Below are 19,829 nucleotides of genomic sequence, written 5' to 3'. Positions count from 1 at the left end.
CCATACGCAAAGAAGGCGCGGGGCAGTCTTCGTGCCTTCTTTGCGGTCCAGAAACGAAAGAAGGAAACGGAACGATGAAATTGGCCCTGTTCATCCTGTTTGCCCTGGTCACCGCTTTCACCTACTGGCTGCGCCACATCAATCTGCGCCACCTGAAGCAATACGGTTCGGCCGTGCCCGAGGAGTTCGCGGGGAGCATCGACGAGGGCAAACTGCGCGCAAGCACCGCCTATACCCTGGACAGCAGCCGGCTCGGACTGTGGGAGTCGCTGTTCGACAATGGGCTTTTGCTCCTGTTCCTGTTCGGCGGGCTCATTGTGGTGTATGACCGGTTTGTCATGGGGCTCTGCGGGGGCGTCATCACCTCGGCCATCCTCTATTTTCTTCTCCTTACCTGGATACAGACCCTACTGGGCATCCCCTTCGATCTGTACGGCACCTTCCGCATCGAGGCCCGGTACGGCTTCAACACGACCACGCCGAAGCTGTGGCTCATGGACCTTTTCAAATCCCAGACCATCGGAGCCCTCTTGCTGGCCTTCCTGGTCGCCGTGGCCTTCTGGCTGATCCAATGGAGCCCCGCCCACTGGTGGATCTGGGTGTGGGCCTTTATGGCGTTATTCAGCCTGTTCATGATGTTTCTCTCCCCCTATGTGATTGAGCCGCTTTTCAACACGTTCGAGCCGGTTACGGAGGAGGGGCTGGAGGCGGAGATTCGCGTCATGATGGGGAAGGCGGGCCTTACGGTGGGGCGGGTGATGCAGATGGACGCCTCCCGGCGCAGCAAGCATTCCAATGCCTACTTTACCGGCATCGGCAAGGTCAAGCGCATCGTGCTGTTCGATACCCTCATCGAGCAGATGACCCACGGCGAGATCGTGGCGGTGCTGGCCCACGAAATCGGCCACTGGAAGAAAGGGCATATCTGGAAACGGCTGGTGACCGCCGAACTGCTGGCCCTTGGCGGGGCCTGGATCAGTTTCAAACTGCTCACCTGGCCCGCCCTGCCCGGCCTCCTGGGGGTTGAGGGTGACCTCTCCCTTCCGTCCCGGATGGTCATCTTAGGCTTTATCGGCTCGTTGGTGTTGTTCCCCGTGACACCGTTTTCGGCATGGCGCTCCCGTTGCCACGAACGGGAAGCGGACCGCTTCGCCACCGACCTGACCGGCCGTCCCCAGGATCTGGCCTCGGCCCTGGTTAAACTGTCGGTCGAGAACCTCTCCAATCTGTTCCCCCATCCCTGGTATGCCGCTTTCTATTATTCCCATCCGCCAGCCGTGGAGAGGGTCCGGGCGCTGCTGAATGCTGCAATCTCTGACACCGGCAACGGGGACCGGTCCCCCTGACACCCTGGGCTTTGTCGCTGCGGTTGGTGCCACTGTTTTTGTTGTGTGCAAAAAAATCTTGACAGAGAAGACGCGGGCTCCTATTCTGAATGAGTGATCATTCAGAATAGGAGAAAAAATGTCCTGCAAGCGCGACGACATTTTTAATGCAGCACGTAAACTTATCGCCGAGTGCGGCTTCCATGGGGCCTCGGTTTCCCTGATCGCCGACCGGGCCGGGGTCGGCGCCGGTACGATCTATCTCTACTTCAAGAGCAAGGATATCCTCATCAACGAGCTTTACCGGGATATCGAGAAGCGGGTATCGGCCTTCATCCTCAAGAGCTATCCGGAAACAGGACCGATCAGGGAGCGCTTTATCCATCTCGGAACGCGTCTCATCACCTACTTCATCGCCAACCCCCTCGATTTCCGCTATGGGGAGCAATTTTACAACTCCCCGTACGGCACGGCCTTTCGGAGGGACAGAATCATGGGTGAGCCGGGCAAGCGCACGGTGTATAACGACCTGTTCGAACAGGGCGTTGCCCAGCAGGTCTTGAAGGATCTGCCGTTTTTTGTCATAGATTCCCTGGCGTTTGGCCCGTTGCTCGCGGTGATGCGGGATCATATCCTCGGGTTCATCACCCTGGATAAACCTCTCATAGAGGAGGTCGTTGCCGCAAGTTGGGATTCCGTACGGCGATAACCGCATAACGACGGAGCGGTTTCTGATACGGCTTTTTTTAAAACCATTTTTTGAATGAGTGTTCATTCTAAGCGATTTCTAAGGTGATTCCAATAGGGTTGCCACTCATGGCGTAACCATTCAGATGCCGCAGTCGTCTTTCGTTCTCAGTACATAACAACACGATTCGCCTCAACGCTGTGGTTGAGCCGGAAATTATTCAATTTAGAGGTGTTCCATGCAAAACAATGTAAGAATCATGCTGATTACCCTCATGGGGGTTTTTGTTGGCGGGCTGCTGCTGACGGGCTGCGGGAAAAAGCAGGTAGCAGCACCGAAGGCCGGCCCCCCCGAAGTGGGGGTGGTGGTTATTCAGCCGCAGCGCGTTGCCCTGACGACGGAATTGCCGGGGCGTACCTCGCCCCACCTGATTGCCGAAGTCCGTCCCCAGGTCAACGGGATCATCCAGAAGCGGGTTTTCACCGAAGGAAGCGATGTCAAGGCTGGGCAGGTGCTCTACCAGATTGACCCGGCAACCTATCAGGCGACCTACGCCAGCGCCAAGGCGGCCCTTGCCAAGTCTGAAGCCAGTCTGGCAAGCGTCCGGCTGAAGGCGGGGCGTTATAAGGAGTTGGTAAAGATCAAGGCGGTCAGCCAGCAGGATTACGATGACGCCTACGCCGCGCTCAAACAGGGCGAGGCCGATGTGGCCTCCTCCAAAGCCGCGCTGGAAACCGCTCGCATCAATCTGGCCTATACCAAGGTAACGGCCCCCATCTCCGGACGGATCGGCCGCTCGGCCGTGACCGACGGGGCGTTGGTGACCGCAAACCAGGCTACGGCGCTGGCCACCATCCAGCAGTTGAGCTCCATGTATGTGGATGTCACCCAGTCCAGCGCCGAACTGCTGCGCCTGAAACAGAGCCTGGCCAGCGGCCTGCTGAAAAGCAACGCGGCAACCCAGGCCCGGGTCAAGCTGATGATGGAGGACGGTAGCGCCTATCCGTTGCCGGGCTCCCTTAAATTTTCGGAGGTTACCGTGGATCAGAGCACCGGCTCCGTTACCCTGCGGGCGATTTTCCCGAACCCGAAACAGGCCCTGTTGCCCGGCATGTTCGTCCGTGCCATTCTTGAGGAGGGGATAAACGAGAACGCCATCCTGGTCCCGCAACGCGGCGTGAGCCGCAACCAGAAGGGCGAAGCCACGGTCATGGTGGTTGGGGCAGAGGAGAAGGTGGAACCGCGGGTCATCAAGGTCGCCCGGACCGTCGGCGAGAACTGGCTGGTCAGCGACGGCCTCAAGGCGGGTGACCGCGTGATTCTGGAAGGGCTGCAGAAGGCGCGCCCGGGAACGCCGGTCAAGGCCATTCCCTTCGGCAGCACGCCTGCCGCGACTCCCGCTGGAGCAACCCAGCCCGCCGCAGCAAAAAAATAAAGGAGATCCTCCATGCCTCGTTTTTTCATCAATCGCCCAATCTTTGCCTGGGTGATCGCCATCATGATCATGCTGGCGGGTCTTCTGGCGATCAAGACATTGCCGGTCTCCCAGTATCCGCCGATTGCGCCGCCGCAGATCACCATCAACGCCACTTATCCGGGGGCCTCGGCCCAGACGGTGCAGGATACGGTTACCCAGGTCGTCGAACAGAAACTTAATGGTATCGACAACCTGATTTATATGGCGTCCACCAGCGATTCCGCCGGGGCTGTGGCCATCAACCTGACCTTCAAGGCCGGCACCGACCCGAACATCGCCCAGGTCCAGGTACAGAACAAGCTGCAACTGGCCACCCCACTTCTGCCCCAGGTCGTGCAGAAACAGGGGATTTCGGTGGTCAAGTCCACAAGGAACTACCTGATACTGGTTGGTCTCGTCTCGGAAGACGGTTCCATGGACCGCTTCGGTCTGACCGATTACCTGGTGTCCAACGTGCAGGATATCGTCAGCCGGCTCGAAGGGGTGGGCGAGCTGCAGGTGTTCGGTTCCCAGAACGCCATGCGCATCTGGCTGAATCCGACCAAACTGAACAACTACAAGCTGACTTCCACTGATGTGAGCAACGCGGTCACGGCCCAGAACGCCCAGGTCTCGGCCGGTCAGTTCGGCGGCACCCCCGCTATGCAGGGACAGCAATTAAACGCCACCATCACAGCCCGGACCCTGCTCCAGACGCCGGAGCAGTTCGGGGAGATCATCCTGCGTACCAACAGCGACGGCTCCACGGTCAAGCTGAAGGATGTGGCCGAGTGCAAGATCGGCACGGAAAGCTATGATATCAACGGTTTCTACAAAGGGAAACCGGTGGGGATGATGGCCATCAGGCTGGCTGCCGGCGCCAACGCGCTGGATACCGCCACCAGGATCAAGGCGAAGATGACGGAGTTGTCCAAGTTCTTCCCTGCCGGCGTCAAGGTGGCGTACCCCTACGACACCACCCCCTTTGTCAAGATCTCCATCGAAGAGGTGGTCAAAACCTTGTTTGAGGCGGTCTTCCTGGTCTTTATCATCATGTTCGTGTTCCTGCAGAACATCCGGGCGACGCTGATCCCCACCATCGCGGTGCCGGTGGTGCTCTTGGGCACCTTCGGGGTCTTGTCGGCCTGCGGGTTCTCCATCAACACCCTCACCATGTTCGCCTTGGTCATTGTCATCGGCCTCCTGGTTGACGACGCCATCGTCGTGGTTGAAAACGTGGAACGCATCATGAGCGAAGAGGGGTTACCTCCTAAGGAGGCGACCATCAAGTCCATGGGGCAGATTACCGGCGCCCTCTGGGGGATCGTCACCGTGTTGACGGCGGTCTTTACACCCATGGCCTTTTTCGGCGGTTCCACCGGCGTCATCTACCGCCAGTTCTCCATTACCATCGTCTCCGCCATGATCCTCTCGGTCGTGCTGGCCATGACCCTCACCCCGGCCCTCTGCGCCACCCTGCTCAAGCCGGTGGCGAAGGGGCATGTCCCTGGTGAATCGGGCTGGTTCAAAACGCCCTTCCATCTGTTCAACAACTGGTTTGACCGCCGCAGGGAGCAGTACGAGGGGCTTGTCGGCCGATCCTTCGGCAAGCCGCTGCGCTATCTGGTGGTGTACGGTGCCATCGTCGCGTGCATGGCCGTCCTCTTCCTCCGTCTGCCAACCGCGTTCCTGCCGGATGAGGACCAAGGATTCCTCATTTGCCAGATCCAGTTGCCGGCAGGGGCTACGGAGGAACGGACCATCCAGGTCATACACCAGCTAGAAAAACACTTTAATGAACAGGAACAAAAGACCGTGGAATCGGTAGTTACGGTGGCGGGTATCAGCTTTGCCGGTCGCGGTCAGAATATGGGGCTTGCCTTTGTGAAGCTTAAGGACTGGAAGCTTCGCCAGTCCCCTGACCTGAAGGCGCCGGCGATTGCAGGACGGGCCATGGGAGCTTTCTCCAAGATCAAGGATGGTCTGGTTTTTGCCATTTCCCCCCCCGCGGTGATTGAACTGGGGCAGGCCAACGGCTTTGACTTCATGCTTCAGGACCGTAGCGGAGTTGGCCACGAAAAGCTGATGGAAGCCCGTAACCAGCTTTTGGGCATGGCCGCGAAGAATCCGAAACTGGTAGCGGTGCGCCCCAACGGCCAGGATGACTCCCCCCAGTTCAAGCTGGACATCGACGATGTGAGGGCCGGGGCCCAAGGGGTTGCCCTGGCGGATGTCAACAGCGTTCTGGCCACTGCCTGGGGTAGTTCCTACGTGAACGACTTCCTTGAAAACGGACGGGTCAAGAAGGTCTATCTCCAGTCCGATGCCAAGTACCGCATGGTGCCGGAGGATATCAACACCTGGTATGTTACTAATAAGAACGGTGACATGGTGCCGTTCTCGTCCTTTGCCACCGCCCGCTGGCAGTACGGCTCGCCACGCCTGGAACGGTATAACGGCATTTCCTCCGTGGAGATTCAGGGGCAGGCTGCAACCGGGGTAAGTACGGGTGAGGCCATGGCCGAGATGGAGAAGATGGCCGCCCAATTGCCCCCGGGGATCGGGTATGAGTGGACCGGACTCTCCTACGAGGAGAAGCAGGCGGGTGCCCAGGCACCTGCGCTCTACGCCATCTCGCTGATCGTGGTGTTTCTCAGCGTGGCGGCACTGTATGAAAGCTGGACCATCCCGTTCGTCAACCTGTTGATGCTGCCGCTCGGCCTGGTGGGCGCGGTTACGGCGGTTACCCTGCGGGTGCTCCCCAACGATATCTACCTCCAGATCGGCCTGCTCACCACCGTGGGGCTTTCAACGAAGAACGCCATCCTGATCATCCAGTTCATCAAGAGCGAGATGCATCAGGGGCTGGGATTGGTCGAGGCCACCCTGGCGGCGGTGAAGATCCGGCTCAGGCCGGTCCTCATGACGTCACTGGCGTTCTTCTTCGGTACCTTGCCGCTGGCCCTTACCAAAGGAGCGGGGGCCGGGGCCCAGAACGCCATCGGCACCGCCGTTACCGGCGGTCTTCTTTCGGCAACCTTCATCGACCTGATCTTTATTCCGTTTTTCTTTGTCCTGGTTTCCCGCCTGTTCGGGAAGAAGCAGTACCACCAGCTCCCCCCCGCAGAACCGGACGTTGCCGTCAAACCTTCGGAGGTGAACTGATATGAGAGATATCAAACGCATAACCACATCCCTGTGCCTCCCGTTGGGCGTGCTCATCTGCCTGACCGGCTGCTCGACCATGGCGCCCACCTATACGCGCCCCGAATCTCCCGCCCCGACCGCATGGCCGAGCGGTCCGGCCTACAAGAACAGCGCGGCCAAACCGGGCGAGCGGGCGGCTGCCGATACCCCCTGGAAGGATTTCTTCCAGGACGAGAACCTGAGGAAGGTCATCGATCTGGCGCTGGCTAATAACCGCGATCTGCGGGTGGCCACGCTCACCATCGAGAAATACCAGGCCATGTACCAGATCCAGCGGGCCGAACTCTTCCCGACGGTCAACGCCACCGGCAGCGGCACGGTCCAGCGCTACCCGGCAAGCGTCTCGAGCAGCGGAAATGCCTCTATTGCCCGCTCATACAGCGCCAATCTGGGCTTCAGCTCCTATGAGCTGGACTTCTTCGGGCGGGTGCGGAGTCTCAAGGACCAAGCGCTGGAGCAATACCTGGCCACGGAACAGGCACGGATCAGCAGCCAGATCTCCCTGGTGGCCCAGGTCGCCAGCAGTTACCTGACCCTTGCCGCGGACCGGGAACGCCTGCAACTCGTTACGGATACGCTTGCCAGCCAGCAGGCCTCCTACGACTTGACCAAGCGCCGTTACGAGCTGGGGGCATCATCGGAACTCGACCTGCGCCAGGCCCAGACCAGTGTCGACACGGCACGGGCGGACATGGCAAAATACACCTCCCAGGTGGCCCAGGATGAGAACGGCCTGACACTGCTGGTCGGTTCCCCGGTCCCGGCGGAGTTGCTCCCGTCCAAGCTCGGCACGACGGCCATGGTGAAGGAGATCGGTCCGGGGCTCCCGTCGGAGGTGCTGCAACGCCGCCCCGACATCCTCCAGGCCGAAAGTCTGCTCAAGGGGGCCAACGCCAATATCGGGGCTGCCCGCGCCGCCTTTTTTCCGCGTATCTCCCTGACCGCCTCCGCCGGCACCACCAGCGATCAGCTTGCCAACCTCTTCGCGCCCGGTTCGGCGGCCTGGGCTTTTGCTCCCCAGATCTCCCTGCCGATCTTCGATGGCGGGGCAAACCGAGCCAATCTTAACGTGGCCAAGGTGGACCGGCAGATCTACGTGGCCCAGTATGAAAAGGCGATCCAGACCGCTTTCCAAGAGGTCGCCAACGCCCTTGCGGAGCGCGGAACCCTGGGTGACCAGTTGACGGCCCAACAGTCGCTGGTCGAGGCTACTACCGTGAGTTACAATCTGTCCGAGGCGCGTTACCGCAACGGGGTCGATAGTTACCTGGTTGTGCTGGACTCCCAGCGTTCCCAGTACGCGGCCCGGCAGAATCTGATCAGCGTCAGCCTTTCGCGGCTGACAAACCTGGTGACGCTCTACAAGGTGCTTGGCGGCGGGGGCATATAGACCGTTGCCGCTCTCTACCGCCCATAGCCGGTCGAACTGCGGCCGTAAGTGCGGTGCGGGTGAGGAGCGGACGAACATGCAGTTTAACAAAAGTGTGGTACAAAGAGTAATGTGAAAAAAACGACAGTGTCCGGCAGGCGATTGCAGTGAAGCAATTTGTCATTGCCGGGCACTGTTGCCGTACCAGGGATGGTTGCCATGAAAGATCTCAAGGCCTATTTCTTCCCCCGCCACTATCCGGCGCTGCGCGACATACTGATACTGGTGATCCTGTTCGGCGGGGCCTTCTTTCTCTTCCTCGGCAATGCCGGGTTGATCGAGCCGGACGAGGGGCGTTATGCGGAAATCCCCCGGGAGATGCTGGAGCGGGGGGATTTCGTCACCCCGATGCTCAACTATGTCGCTTATTTCGAAAAGCCTCCCCTGCACTACTGGCTGAACGCCCTTTCGTTCAAACTCTTCGGGCTGAACGAATTTGCCGCCCGGTTTGCCGGTGCGCTGGCGGGTCTTTTGACCGTGCTGCTGGTCTATCATACCGGCCGCAAACTGTTCGGCAGGCGCGAGGGGCTGTTCTCCGCCTTCATCCTGGGCACCTCTACCGGGTTCATCGCCCAGTCCCGCATCAATCTGACCGACATGACCTTGACCCTGTGCCTGTCGGCGGCCCTCTGCTGCTTCATCATCGCCGCCGATGACCAGGAACGGCATAAAGGGCGCTACTACTATGCACTGTACCTCTTCTCGGCCCTGGCCGTGCTCGCCAAGGGGCTGGTCGGGCTGCTCTTCCCCGCAGGCATCATCGTCATCTACCTCGCAACGACCCGGCGCTGGCATTTGCTGAAGGAAATGCGCCTCCCCGGCGGCAGCGCGCTCTTCCTGGCAGTGGTGGCCCCCTGGTTCGTACTGGTCTCGGCGCGCAACCCGGCATTCGCCCGTTTTTTCTTTATCCACGAACACCTGGAACGTTTCCTCACCACGGTCCACGACCGTTATCAGCCGTTCTGGTTCTTTATCCCCATTCTGCTCCTGACCATGTTTCCCTGGTCGTTATACGGCGTGCGGGCCATTGCGCGGGCCTGGGGCGAACGGCGCAGCCGGAACGGAGAGCGTCTGCTGTTCCTGCTCGTCTGGGCCGCCTTCATCTTCCTCTTCTTTTCCGCGTCCCACTCCAAGCTGATCCCGTATATCCTTCCCGTGTTTCCGCCCCTGGCCCTCCTGACCGGAAAGATGTTCTCCGACCTGATGGACGGGGAGGAACAGCAGCAGGCGTTTGGGCCGGAAAAGGCCCTTCTGGGGGCGCTTTTGGCAGTAATGGCCGTGCTGGCCATTATCTACCCGCACGTGCGGGAGCTTGCCCCGGTTCTGACCGGTTCCGGCCTGGTGCGGCCCGGCGGGTCGCTGGTGACGAAACCGCCCCTCCTGTCGCCCCTGGGGGGCGTTGTCGTCGCCTGCCTGACATTGTCCATGGGGGCTGCGGTCTGGCTGGCCGGCCGGAAAAGGAGCCTGCTGATCCTGTTCGCCGGGCTCTGCCTCGGTTCGTACTTTTTGGAGACCATGGGGCTGCAACTGTTCCTTGAGGGGATCGAGTTCAAAAAGTCTTCGAAAGAGCTCGCCCTGCTGGGGCGGCAGGCCACCTCCCATGGCGGCTGCCTGGTCTCATTCGGTTACGAACAGTCGTTGCCGTTTTATGCCGGGAAGCGGGTGGTGGTCGTGGGAGGCAGGGGAGAGTTGGAGTTCGGGAGCAGACAGGGGGACCAGACGGCCTGGTTTGTCGAGGAAACTGATTTCCTGCGGCTGTGGCAGGGGGAACAGCCGGTTGCCGCGTTGATCAAGCGGGCCGACTACGAACGGATTGCCCCCCGGCTCGTCCCCGCACCCTCCGTCCTGGGCACCAAAGGCAAAAAGATGCTGATCTGCAACCGGAGCGCGGCAGGGGGTCCGTTGCCGTCGGGTACGCAGAGCGCTTTCGTGAAGCGGCGGTCGGCTGACGGCGAGGGAGTGGCGGGAGACGCTCGTTGAGGCGTCCCCCCCCGCTCCCGCATCAATCCTTTGTGTACAGCACCGCCACCGCCTTGGCCTTTTCTTCGCCCACGGCAACCCAGCCATGGGGCTGGCTGGAGTCGTAATAGATGCTGTCGCCGGCGCGCAGGCGGATGACCTCGTTGTTGTAGTGGAGATCCAGTTCCCCGGCGACGATGTAGAGAAATTCCTCATCCCCCTCGTGCTTGAAGAAAAGCCGCTCATCCCAGGAACAGGTATCGAACTCCACCAAAAACGGTTCCATGTGCTTGTGCCGCATCCCCTGGGCCAGGGAATGGTAGACATAGGGGCGTGAAACATCGTTGATGATCGGCCGCTGAACCGTTTCGAACTCCGGGAGCGCCTCCCGTTTGGTCATGACGTATCCCTGTCGGTTGCTCTCGTCCTCGAAGAAAAAATGGATACCGACCTTCAACCCCTTGGCGATCTTGAGCAGCGTTGCCAGAGGGGGAACGACCTGCTCGTTCTCAATCTGGGACAGGAGCGGCTTGGAAAGGGTTGTCAGGTCGGACAGTTCCTGGAGGGTCAATCGCTTTTGCTGGCGGAGCCCCCTGATCTTCTGGCCGATGCGGAATTCTTTGATCTGCGCCTTGATGTCGGTCATATGCCCCTCCGAATGTTTCGGGTGTATGAAATTATTTTTACACAAAATGGATATTGTTTACAATAACATTATTATATCAGGTAGAACGTGCGGCGGTTCCAGTCTGCCGCCCTTGAATTCCGTTGACATCCGACTTATACTTAGTCAATAGTTTCGCCGAATCCAATGAGGGGAGTGCATACGAGAACCCTATGAAATTCAAAACCTATTCCCAGGTACTGCTGTTCGCCGTCATCTGCGCACTGCTGCTCGGCGGCCTGGCGGCCTGCAGCGGCAAGAGCGATTCACCCCTGTTTCTCGAATCGAAACGCAAGGCGGGCGAGGCGGAGGCGCCGGTCAAGGATGTCCCCTCCGACATCCTCTCCACCCAGAAGGCCTTCAGCACGGTGGCCAAGAAGGTCACCCCCTGTGTCGTCAACATATCCACCATCAGCAAGAAGAAGATGGTGCAGCCGTTCTTTGAAATGTCGCCCTTTTTCGAGGACTTTTTCGGAGGGGACGGGCAACCCCAGTACCGCCGCGACAAGAGCCTCGGATCGGGGTTCATCATCAGCAAGGACGGCTACATCGTGACCAATGACCATGTGGTGCGTGATGCCGAGACGGTCCAGGTCAAGCTCTCCAACGACAAAGTCTACGATGCGAAGGTCGTAGGTGGTGACCAGAAGACCGATATAGCCGTGATCAAGATCAACGCCACCGACCTGCCGACCGCGGTGCTGGGCGATTCGGACAAGCTTGAGGTCGGCCAGTGGGCCATCGCCATCGGCAACCCCTTCGGCCTGGACCGGACCATGACGGTCGGCGTCATCTCGGCTACCGGCCGCTCCAACGTGGGCATCGAAACCTACGAGAACTTCATTCAGACCGACGCATCCATCAACCCGGGCAATTCAGGCGGCCCCCTGCTCAACATCTACGGCGAGGTCATCGGTATCAACACCGCCATCGTAGCCGCCGGACAGGGCATCGGTTTTGCCATCCCCGCGAACATGGCCAAACCGATCTTCAGCCAGCTCATCCAGAAGGGGAATGTGAGCCGCGGCTGGATGGGCGTGACGATCCAGCCGGTCACTGAAGAGTTGGCCAAGTCCTTCGGCCTGAAGCAGACCAAGGGGGCCCTGATCAACGATATCATGAAGGGCAGCCCGGCGGAGAAGGCCGGCATTCGCCAGGGAGACGTGATCATCGCCTTTAACGGCACCGGCGTGAAGGACCCGTCGCACCTGCAGCGTCTGGTGGGCGAGGCCGGGATCGGCAAGCCGGTCAAGGTAACGGTCTTCCGGGACGGCAAGTCGCTGGAACTGACCATGACCCTGACCAGTTCCGACATGGCGTCGAAACAGCGCCGCGGAGCGGGCAGTGAGCCCCAGGGGCGGGGCGACCAGCTCGGCCTTACGGTGGACGACTCCGAGGAAGGTGACGGCGCGGTGGTTGTTGACGTGGCACGGGGCGGCACGGCCGCCGAGGCTGGCATGCGGCGCGGCGACGTGATCGTCTCCGTCAACCGCATGAGGGTTACCGGCAGCGCCGACTACCAACGCGCCATTCGGCAGGTGCGTCCGGGGAGCACCCTGACCCTCCTGGTGCGGCGCGGCGACGCCAACATCTACTTTGCCTTGCGTCCCAGGTAGTGCTGCTGGTATAGTCATCGGGATGTTGCTGCCTTGTTTCTGGAGTTTTGTTCAAATTTGTGCGAGTATGGGCATATAAATTTCGACAGACGGGGAAAGAGCGCTCATGAACATGATTGAGAATCCCGACCAGGCCAAACGGCTGGCGCGGGCCATCATCTCCGATGTGGCCATGTACAACACCGAAAAGGTGGAGAGCGGCATCAAGAACGACAATATCTTCGATGTCCTCCGGGAAGAGTTGGAAGAGGGGCGTCAACATTTCTTTTCCCGGGTGTCCCCCGAAGTCGGCCCCGAGGGTATCTTCGACATTGCCGTGGTGGACGTACTCATCAAGCGGGCCGGTAAGATCGAGTCGAACATCTGGTAGGCTCGCGGCCACGGCAGCGGTTCTTTTCCGGAGGCGCTCCCCTGCACAGGGGATGCGCCTCTGCTTTTTTGATACCCATGGAGTTTAAACGCTTATGAACCAGACGATTCTCATCTGTCCGCCGGACACGGAGCCCCAGCGGCTCGACCTCTACATCTGCCGGGAGTTGGGAGGGGAGACGCGCGCCACGGTCCAGCGCCTGATCGAGGCGGGCAATGTGCTGGTTGACGGCAAGACGGCCCGGGCGTCCCTGAAGATCAAAGGGGGGGAGCGTATCCTGGTGGAGATACCGCCGCCCCAGCCCGCCGAGCCGCAGCCCGAGGCGATCCCGCTGGAGGTGCTCTATGAGGATGCCGACCTGATCGTCATCAATAAGGCGGCAGGGATGGTGGTGCATCCGGGGGCGGGCAACAGCTCCGGAACCCTGGTGAACGCCCTGCTGGCCCACTGCCGCGACCTGTCGGGCATCGGCGGCGAACTGCGCCCCGGCATCGTCCATCGTCTGGACAAGGATACCTCGGGGGTGCTGGTGGCGGCCAAGAACGACCGCGCCCACCAGTCGCTGTCGAACCAGTTCAGCGTGCATTCCGTCAAACGCATCTACCAGGCCCTGATCTACGGGAGCCCGAAGGAAGATACGGGCAAGATCGAAGGGATTATCGGCCGCCATCCCACCGAGCGGATACGTCTGTCGGGCAAGGCCAAGAGCGGCAGACATGCGGTAACGCGCTGGCGCGTGAAGGAGCGTTACGCCCGCGTGTCCCTGGTGGAGTTGCGCCTGGAGACCGGACGCACCCACCAGATCAGGGTGCACCTCTCCGAGGCCGGCTTTCCCCTCTTGGGGGACCCGCTGTACCCCGACGGCGGACGCTTCAACAACCTCGCCGATACGCAACTCCGCAAATTGATCACGGCCTTGGGACGGCAGGCGCTGCACGCCCACACGTTGGGGTTCATCCATCCCACCACGGGTGAGTTTCTGGAGTTTACCACCGAACCGCCGGAGGACATGGCGACCGTGATCGACTATCTCCGGAAGAGTATCGCCTAAAGTCAGCTCCCTTGCGGGAGGCAGGCCCGCATCCCCATTCTGCCGGTTCCGCGTGACGCCGTTTTCTGTGACGCACGGCTGTGTCCTTGTATCCCCCACCGTTGTTCCAGGGCCTTTCCGCCCCGGGATGCCCCTTTCCCTGAAAAGCAGCGACAACCATTCATGCCTGAAAATAGACTGTTCGGGTGCCGTATTCGGCCATTCGGCATATTTTTATTATGGGAACGCCCGGGCCGGATTAAATTGTGCCACGCATACGCGGCACAATATCGGGAGGATTTCATGACGGTAGCAAAAAAACTTTTGTTTCTCATGGTTGGCAGTCTGGCGGTACTGGTTTTTGTCGCGGCGCTTTCCTGGTCAACGGCCGGTTTCATAGTGGGAAGCTACGATGAGATGTTTCGCAGCGATTATCGCCAAGTCCAGCTCTCCACGGATTCGTTGGACCGCATGGGTATGGCGATGCGGGCGTACAAAAACTATCTGATCCGCGGCAACGCCAAGCACGTGGAGGAGTTTCGGAAGGAAACCGCGGCCATCGAGGGCAATCTCAAGGAGTTTATCACGCTTTCGGATGCAGATGACCGGAAGGCGGCGGAGCAGGCGCTCCAGCTTCTTGCCGGCTACCGGGCCAGCATGGATAAACTGGTCGGACTCCGGGAGGTCAACACGAATGCCACCGAGGTTGACACCCAGTTGGGACATGGCTTCGACATGGAGGTGCGAAAGGCGCTGGTCACTTTGGCGGAAACCAATAAAAAGGCCATGGAGACGACGCGTGAGACGGTTCGAGCGCGGGCGCAACAGCGGGTTTATGTGCAGATGGCGTGTGCATTTGGCGCTGCCGTCGTCCTGCTGGTATTCAGCACGTTGCTGGGCCGGGGGATCAGGAAGAGCATAGCCGATTTTTCGGCAGCCATAGACCGTGTTGCCGATAACGACCTTACGGTACAGGTGAATGTGAAAAATCGAGACGAGTTTGGCCAGATGGGTATCCGGTTGAACGCCATGCTCGACAGTCTGCGCAGGATCATCCAGTCTATGAACGAGAGCGCCCTGCAGGTTTCCGCTGCTTCATCACAGCTCTCGGCAAGTTCGGTGCGAATCGCCACGGGCGCCGAAGAGGTCGCAGCACAGGCCAATGCCGTGGCGACCGCCAGCGAGGAGATGGCCGCCACCAGCGGTGAGATTGCCCAAAACTGTGGGCGCGTGGCGGATGGCGCCCGCCAGGCGAGCGACTCTGCGCGGGATGGCGCCGAGGTCGTCGAGTCGACCATCACCGGCATGAGTCGTATCAGCGACAAGGTCTCCGAGTCGGCACGCACGGTGGAGGCGCTGGGGAAACGTTCCGATCAAATAGGTGCAATCGTCAGTACCATCGAGGATATCGCCGATCAGACCAATCTGCTGGCGCTGAATGCCGCCATTGAGGCCGCTCGCGCCGGGGAGCAGGGGCGCGGTTTTGCGGTTGTGGCCGACGAGGTGCGGGCGCTTGCCGAACGCACCACCAAGGCCACCCGTGAGATCGGGGAGATGATCAAGGCCATCCAGGCGGAAACCCGGGGTGCCGTGGCCATAATGGAAGAGGGAGTGCATGAGGTCGAGCGGGGAAGCGAGGGAGCGACCAGTTCCGGGCAAGCCCTGCATGTGATCCTCGACAAGGTCAACGAGGTTGCCATGGAGGTCAATCAGATTGCCACGGCGGCGGAGCAGCAGACGGCCACCACCCACGAGATCACCAGTAATATCCAGCAAATGAGCCAGGTGGTGGATGACACCGCCCATGGCGCCCAGGAGTCGGCCCAGGCAGCCTCCGATCTCGCCCGCCTAGCTGCAACACTGCAGGAAGAGGTAAGAAGATTCCGCCTTGCATAGGTGCGTGTAGCAAAAAGGCCCGCCAAAAGCGGGCCTTTTTGTCGGTCATCCTTTCAATCCCTCCAGCTTTTCGGTGATTACCCGCAAGTGCTCGACCTCCTCGTTTCTGAGGGTCTCCAGCATCGCCCTGCCGTCCGGGTCGCCGGTCTTGGCGATCAGTTCCTCATAATAGACCATGCCGCGCTTCTCGATTTTCTGGGCGATCTTCAGGGCCTCGGTGTCGTCGGTGTCGAAACTGACCTGCTGCTCATCGCTGCCGCTCGGCTCGAGCTCGAAGCTGGAGCCGCCGTAAAATACCCAGCGACCGCCCTCGTGCAGGGAGTGGTACAGCTCGGTCAGCTTCATGTAGTGCTCTTCCTCGGTTTTGGCCAACCACTTGAAGATACGTTTTCCGGCAGGGTTGAAGGTCTTGTGTTCGGCCTTCACGTACAGGTCGAAGGTCTCTTTTTCAAGCTCGATGGCGCGCATGATGGCGTCGAGCATCTCCTTGCTTTGGGTCATGAGTTTGCCTCCTTTGTCGTCGTGTGTTCGCGGACATCCCCTCAAGGGGAGGGTCGGTACAGCAACTCCTCCAGCCGCAGTAGTTGTTCGATGCTCTGGCTGAGATAGACCGGGCAGCCCCGCTGCTCGGGCAGCCGCAGGTCCACATCGTAGCGGTCCCCGACGAAAAGCGCCTCGGCGGGAGCCAGGCCGAGCCGGTTCAGCACGTGGTCCAGTATCATTTCGTGCGGTTTGGCGAGCCATTGGTCGTCAATGGCGAAGACCTGCCGGAAAAAGCCGTCCAGCCCCAGGTATCCGGTGATGCGAGCCGTCAGGGCGCGGTTGTTGTTGGTAAAGAGTGCGAGTTCAAAACGCCGGGACAGGCGTTCCAGCAGGGCGGTGACCCGTTCATCACGCACCAGATAGGCCTCGGGCCGCAGCCGGGCCTCGAAAAGCGCGTGCAGGTCCCTGATGCTGCCGCCCAATTCGGTGCAGACCGCCGAGAGGGTCGGGGTAATGTCATGTACCTCGGAAAGCCATGAGCGGGTGGCGGTCATGAGCGAACGGGCCTCGTCGTCGCTAACCCCCTTGAGGGACGCGATATAGCCGACAGCCGTATCCTGGATGGTCGCCGCAAACGGGTCCGACACATACAGGGTGCCGTCCAGATCGAAGATGATGCCGCGGATGGCGGAAAGAGAGCATTCCGGCATTCAGCCCCCTATCCGGCGCTGGCAGAGCAGGCGGGGGCTCTCGACCCCTCTGGCCTGGATCAGGACCCGGAAGGTATCGCCCATGCCCCCCTCGGGCATGATCAGCTTCTTCAAGGCCAATCGCACCTTGAGCTTCTCCTTTTCGGATGCCGTCGAGCGTTCGGACTCCTCGATCTCCTCCACGATGCCGGCCGAGAGCAGGAAGCGGCACTGTTCGCCGAACCAGACCGGTTCCAGCCCCAGTTCCTCTCCCCGGCGCATCAGGCTGGTGAAGTCCACGTGGGAGGTGATGTCCTGGCGTCCCAGGCGGACATAGGGATCATCCTCCACCTGGTGGCGATAATAGCAGAGGAGTGTCCCCTGCTTGCGCTGGGGCGCATAGAGTTCCTCCGCCGGGTAGCCGTAGTCGATGGTCAGGACGAAACCGCGCTGCAATGATCGGGCGGCCGCAGCCAGCCACTCCGGGGCGGCCAGGTTGACCTCGGCCTGCTGGCCGGGCAGGAGCGTTACCTTGATGCGCTCCAGATAGGCGGCGATGGCGGGCGTGGACAGTGCCCCCATCTCTTCGGCGAATCCACCGTCCCTGAGGGTAACATAGATCTCCCGCAACCCCTCCGGTGTCATCACCACCCGGTGCACCGGCAGGGCGTCGATCAGTTCGTTGGAGTAGAGGCAACCGCTGAAGCTGAAACCGTCCGTCCCGAAGATCTCTGGCGGGAGCCAACGGAGCCGCTCCCGGTGGCGGGCCAGAAGCTCGGCCTGGGCGGCCTGCAGGGAGGGCTCCCGCTCCACCAGCACCAGGTCCAGGCCGGCGTACATCTCCGGTTCCCGCTCGGCCAGATAGTCCATGATGTCGCACGCCAGGCGACCGTTGCCGGCACCGCACTCCACCAGGGTGAACGTGGCGGGCGAGCCGAGGCAGCGCCACATCTGGGCGGTCTCCCGGGCGATGACCCGGCCGAAGGCGGCATGCACCGAGATACTGGTGTAGAAGTCACCCTCCGCGCCCACCTTGCGTCCCGGCGAGGTGTAATACCCCAGCCCCGGTTCGTACAGGCAGGCCTCCATGAAGGAGGCAAAGGTGATCCTTCCCGCCGCTGCGATACGTTTGATAAGTATGTCGTGAAGCTGGGTGTCGTCTGTCATCGGTTCCGGCCCGTGCCCTTGGATAAAAGGTATCTTCTGAAGTCGTGATGCCTGGACGGCCCCTGTCGCTCCGCCGCTCGGGCATCACGACTTCACGTATTTCGGTTATAATTCACGCTACAGGCAAAGTCAAACAGGCCGTTTGTCGGCCTTCTCGGGTTTTTTCTCCTTGCTGCGGTAGTACTGGCGCATCTCGCGCACCTGGCGCTTCACCTCCCGCCGCAACTCGGGCGGGTCGAGCACCTCGGCGTGCATGCCGTAGGAGAGTATCCAGGATACCAGTTCCATCTCCCCGGCGGCCTCGAACTCGAGCGTCAGTCGGCCCTCCTTGTCGGTCCTCATCTTTTGGTCCGGCATCCAGATGCGCTCCTTCACGGCATGGGCGACATCCGGCGAGAAGCGGACCCTGACTTTCATGGGGGTATCGCTGACCAGGCCGAAGGCACTTTTGAAATGGGCTTCCGGCTGATACCCCTCGGGGATCTCGAACCGTTGCCGGGTTACCTCGATCCCGCGAATCCGCTCCAGGGCGAACAGGCGCATGGCCTTGCGGTTGTGGGCATACCCCAGCAGGTAGATGCCCCCCTTGTGGAAGACCAGGGTGTAGGGGTCGGTTTCGTACTCATCATGTTCGTCCCGCCCCTTTTTGGCATAGCTCAGGCGGACCCGGTACTGATGCAGCAGGGCGCGTTGCAGCCCCTCGAAATAGCCGGCCGCGGCGGAGTAGTCCCGGGCTCCGTGGAGGATCGGCAGGGAGACCCGCGCGATCCGGTCCAGGTGTGCCGCGTAGCGGTCGGGCAGGACCGAGGTGATGGCGCGGAACAACTCCTCGATCTCCGCCTGGAAGGGGGTGCCTACCAGGTAGACGCCCAGGGAGCGCAGCAGGTAGAGGGACATCAACTGGGGGAGGGTGAAGGTGATGGGGGGGATGTTGCGGGATTTGGTCAGAAAGCTGTAGACCTTTTTCCCTTCCTGCCACTCGGAGGTGAGGGTGTAGCCGGCCTCCTCCACGGCGTTCAGATCGCGATGGATGGTGCGCCGGTCAACGCCGCACTCCTCCGCCAGGTCGTCCAGGGTCATGCCTCGCCGGGCCTCGAACAGCCGGATAATGCTGTGCAGTCGGCCCGCCTGGGAATACTTTTTGGCCGGTTTTCCTTTCTGCATGCTTCCCCCTTGCCGAATTGTGAATTATCGCTACAATGTGATCACGGATACGGGATCAGGAACGGGAGGATATTGTAAACGATTGAGCCATTTTGACAATACATTTCTGACATATACTGTCATGGTGCGCGATTGGCTCAATCAGCCGGGGTACACGGCCCTGTTCGCCCTGAGCTTCCTGGCCTCGACCCTGTTGCCGTTGGGTTCGGAGTGGCTGCTGGTGCTGATGCTCGTCAAGGGGTACGAGCCGCTGACGGCGGTGGCAACGGCCACTGCCGGCAACTACCTGGGGGCGGTGACGACCTGGCTGATCGGCATGTACGGCGGACGCTGGCTGATCGAAACGGTCCTGCGCATCTCGCAGGAGCAGGAGGAACGTGCCCGCAGCCGCTACCGCCGGTATGGTGCCTTTTCCCTGTTCTTCTCCTGGTTGCCGGTGATCGGTGATCCGCTCTGCATGGTGGGGGGGATGATGCGCATCAACTTCGGGCTCTTTTCGGTCCTGGTGGCGTCGGGGAAATTGCTGCGCTACGCGGTGACCGCCTGGATAACCTTGCGGATAGCTGGCTGACGGGAACTCCTGGGGACCTCATGGCCTTTCCGGGGGGCATCGTGGCGGCCATGATTGCCTCCTCGGTCCGCGGTTCCGATATCTGCGCCCGTTTATGGCGGGGACGTGCGCACGG

At 60.7% G+C, this 19,829-nt stretch carries 16 protein-coding genes; 11 read left to right on the top strand and 5 right to left on the bottom strand.

Features of this window, described 5'->3' with window-relative positions:
• The first annotated feature begins 74 nt into the window (after positions 1 to 74).
• The 6 genes from ET418_RS10930 (at position 75) to ET418_RS10905 (ending at position 10,085) form a co-directional block, all read left to right on the top strand.
• Positions 75 to 1,346, top strand: a complete 1,272-nt coding sequence (locus tag ET418_RS10930) for a M48 family metallopeptidase (protein ID WP_149307655.1) — start codon at positions 75 to 77, stop codon at positions 1,344 to 1,346.
• 118 nt (positions 1,347 to 1,464) lie between these two features.
• Complete coding sequence (locus tag ET418_RS10925) at positions 1,465 to 2,034, top strand: TetR/AcrR family transcriptional regulator (protein ID WP_149307654.1); 570 nt, start codon at positions 1,465 to 1,467, stop codon at positions 2,032 to 2,034.
• A gap of 217 nt (positions 2,035 to 2,251) precedes the next feature.
• On the top strand, positions 2,252 to 3,448 hold the full coding sequence (locus ET418_RS10920) for an efflux RND transporter periplasmic adaptor subunit (protein ID WP_149307653.1): 1,197 nt from the start codon (positions 2,252 to 2,254) through the stop codon (positions 3,446 to 3,448).
• A 12-nt stretch (positions 3,449 to 3,460) separates the two neighbouring features.
• Positions 3,461 to 6,634 carry an efflux RND transporter permease subunit gene (locus ET418_RS10915; protein WP_149307652.1) on the top strand — a complete coding sequence of 1,058 codons (3,174 nt, stop codon included), beginning with the start codon at positions 3,461 to 3,463 and terminating at the stop codon, positions 6,632 to 6,634.
• 1 nt (position 6,635) lies between these two features.
• Complete coding sequence (gene adeC / locus ET418_RS10910; protein ID WP_149307651.1) at positions 6,636 to 8,066, top strand: AdeC/AdeK/OprM family multidrug efflux complex outer membrane factor; 1,431 nt, start codon at positions 6,636 to 6,638, stop codon at positions 8,064 to 8,066.
• 198 nt (positions 8,067 to 8,264) lie between these two features.
• Positions 8,265 to 10,085: a glycosyltransferase family 39 protein gene (locus tag ET418_RS10905; RefSeq protein ID WP_149307650.1), complete on the top strand. Its 1,821-nt coding sequence runs from the start codon at positions 8,265 to 8,267 to the stop codon at positions 10,083 to 10,085.
• Between the two features lie 22 nt (positions 10,086 to 10,107).
• Here the strand turns inward: ET418_RS10905 and ET418_RS10900 are convergent, their stop codons facing one another.
• Positions 10,108 to 10,710, bottom strand: coding sequence for a helix-turn-helix domain-containing protein (locus ET418_RS10900; protein ID WP_149307649.1), 603 nt, complete (start codon positions 10,708 to 10,710; stop codon positions 10,108 to 10,110).
• A gap of 191 nt (positions 10,711 to 10,901) precedes the next feature.
• On the opposite strand from ET418_RS10900, the gene ET418_RS10895 reads away from it, so the two are divergent.
• The 4 genes from ET418_RS10895 to ET418_RS10880 all read left to right on the top strand — a co-directional run bounded on the left by ET418_RS10895 (position 10,902) and on the right by ET418_RS10880 (position 15,640).
• Positions 10,902 to 12,344 (top strand): DegQ family serine endoprotease, encoded by a 1,443-nt coding sequence (locus ET418_RS10895; RefSeq protein ID WP_149307648.1) that lies wholly within the window; start codon positions 10,902 to 10,904, stop codon positions 12,342 to 12,344.
• A gap of 106 nt (positions 12,345 to 12,450) precedes the next feature.
• Complete coding sequence (locus tag ET418_RS10890) at positions 12,451 to 12,714, top strand: hypothetical protein (RefSeq protein WP_149307647.1); 264 nt, start codon at positions 12,451 to 12,453, stop codon at positions 12,712 to 12,714.
• 94 nt (positions 12,715 to 12,808) lie between these two features.
• The gene (locus ET418_RS10885) at positions 12,809 to 13,765 is read left to right on the top strand and encodes an RluA family pseudouridine synthase (RefSeq protein ID WP_149307646.1); all 957 of its coding nucleotides are present in this window, start codon (positions 12,809 to 12,811) and stop codon (positions 13,763 to 13,765) included.
• 282 nt (positions 13,766 to 14,047) lie between these two features.
• The gene (locus ET418_RS10880; protein WP_149307645.1) at positions 14,048 to 15,640 is read left to right on the top strand and encodes a methyl-accepting chemotaxis protein; all 1,593 of its coding nucleotides are present in this window, start codon (positions 14,048 to 14,050) and stop codon (positions 15,638 to 15,640) included.
• A gap of 45 nt (positions 15,641 to 15,685) precedes the next feature.
• On the opposite strand, the gene ET418_RS18155 is transcribed toward ET418_RS10880, so the two are convergent.
• From ET418_RS18155 to ET418_RS10865, 4 genes are all read right to left on the bottom strand, one after another.
• A complete protein-coding gene (locus ET418_RS18155) occupies positions 15,686 to 16,141 on the bottom strand; it encodes a ferritin family protein (protein ID WP_188055481.1) in 456 nt (151 codons plus the stop codon).
• 41 nt (positions 16,142 to 16,182) lie between these two features.
• Entirely contained in the window at positions 16,183 to 16,833 is a 651-nt protein-coding gene (locus ET418_RS18150; protein ID WP_188055479.1) for an HAD family hydrolase, read from the bottom strand.
• Complete coding sequence (locus ET418_RS10870) at positions 16,834 to 17,979, bottom strand: class I SAM-dependent methyltransferase (protein ID WP_149307644.1); 1,146 nt, start codon at positions 17,977 to 17,979, stop codon at positions 16,834 to 16,836.
• A 129-nt stretch (positions 17,980 to 18,108) separates the two neighbouring features.
• Complete coding sequence (locus tag ET418_RS10865; RefSeq protein WP_149307643.1) at positions 18,109 to 19,143, bottom strand: helix-turn-helix transcriptional regulator; 1,035 nt, start codon at positions 19,141 to 19,143, stop codon at positions 18,109 to 18,111.
• Between the two features lie 121 nt (positions 19,144 to 19,264).
• On the opposite strand from ET418_RS10865, the gene ET418_RS10860 reads away from it, so the two are divergent.
• Positions 19,265 to 19,714: a YqaA family protein gene (locus tag ET418_RS10860; protein ID WP_149307642.1), complete on the top strand. Its 450-nt coding sequence runs from the start codon at positions 19,265 to 19,267 to the stop codon at positions 19,712 to 19,714.
• The last annotated feature ends 115 nt before the right edge of the window (positions 19,715 to 19,829 follow it).

The organism is Oryzomonas rubra (assembly GCF_008369015.1).
Lineage (GTDB): Bacteria > Desulfobacterota > Desulfuromonadia > Geobacterales > Pseudopelobacteraceae > Oryzomonas > Oryzomonas japonica.
This window is presented reverse-complemented; position numbering and strand designations above follow the sequence as displayed.

Coding starts and splice junctions, on each gene's coding strand:
- ET418_RS10930 (WP_149307655.1), top strand. CDS start 75: ATGAAATTGGCCCTGTTCATCCTGTTTGCCCTGGTCACCGCTTTCACC.
- ET418_RS10925 (WP_149307654.1), top strand. CDS start 1,465: ATGTCCTGCAAGCGCGACGACATTTTTAATGCAGCACGTAAACTTATC.
- ET418_RS10920 (WP_149307653.1), top strand. CDS start 2,252: ATGCAAAACAATGTAAGAATCATGCTGATTACCCTCATGGGGGTTTTT.
- ET418_RS10915 (WP_149307652.1), top strand. CDS start 3,461: ATGCCTCGTTTTTTCATCAATCGCCCAATCTTTGCCTGGGTGATCGCC.
- adeC (WP_149307651.1), top strand. CDS start 6,636: ATGAGAGATATCAAACGCATAACCACATCCCTGTGCCTCCCGTTGGGC.
- ET418_RS10905 (WP_149307650.1), top strand. CDS start 8,265: ATGAAAGATCTCAAGGCCTATTTCTTCCCCCGCCACTATCCGGCGCTG.
- ET418_RS10900 (WP_149307649.1), bottom strand. CDS start 10,710: ATGACCGACATCAAGGCGCAGATCAAAGAATTCCGCATCGGCCAGAAG.
- ET418_RS10895 (WP_149307648.1), top strand. CDS start 10,902: ATGAAATTCAAAACCTATTCCCAGGTACTGCTGTTCGCCGTCATCTGC.
- ET418_RS10890 (WP_149307647.1), top strand. CDS start 12,451: ATGAACATGATTGAGAATCCCGACCAGGCCAAACGGCTGGCGCGGGCC.
- ET418_RS10885 (WP_149307646.1), top strand. CDS start 12,809: ATGAACCAGACGATTCTCATCTGTCCGCCGGACACGGAGCCCCAGCGG.
- ET418_RS10880 (WP_149307645.1), top strand. CDS start 14,048: ATGACGGTAGCAAAAAAACTTTTGTTTCTCATGGTTGGCAGTCTGGCG.
- ET418_RS18155 (WP_188055481.1), bottom strand. CDS start 16,141: ATGACCCAAAGCAAGGAGATGCTCGACGCCATCATGCGCGCCATCGAG.
- ET418_RS18150 (WP_188055479.1), bottom strand. CDS start 16,833: ATGCCGGAATGCTCTCTTTCCGCCATCCGCGGCATCATCTTCGATCTG.
- ET418_RS10870 (WP_149307644.1), bottom strand. CDS start 17,979: ATGACAGACGACACCCAGCTTCACGACATACTTATCAAACGTATCGCA.
- ET418_RS10865 (WP_149307643.1), bottom strand. CDS start 19,143: ATGCAGAAAGGAAAACCGGCCAAAAAGTATTCCCAGGCGGGCCGACTG.
- ET418_RS10860 (WP_149307642.1), top strand. CDS start 19,265: ATGGTGCGCGATTGGCTCAATCAGCCGGGGTACACGGCCCTGTTCGCC.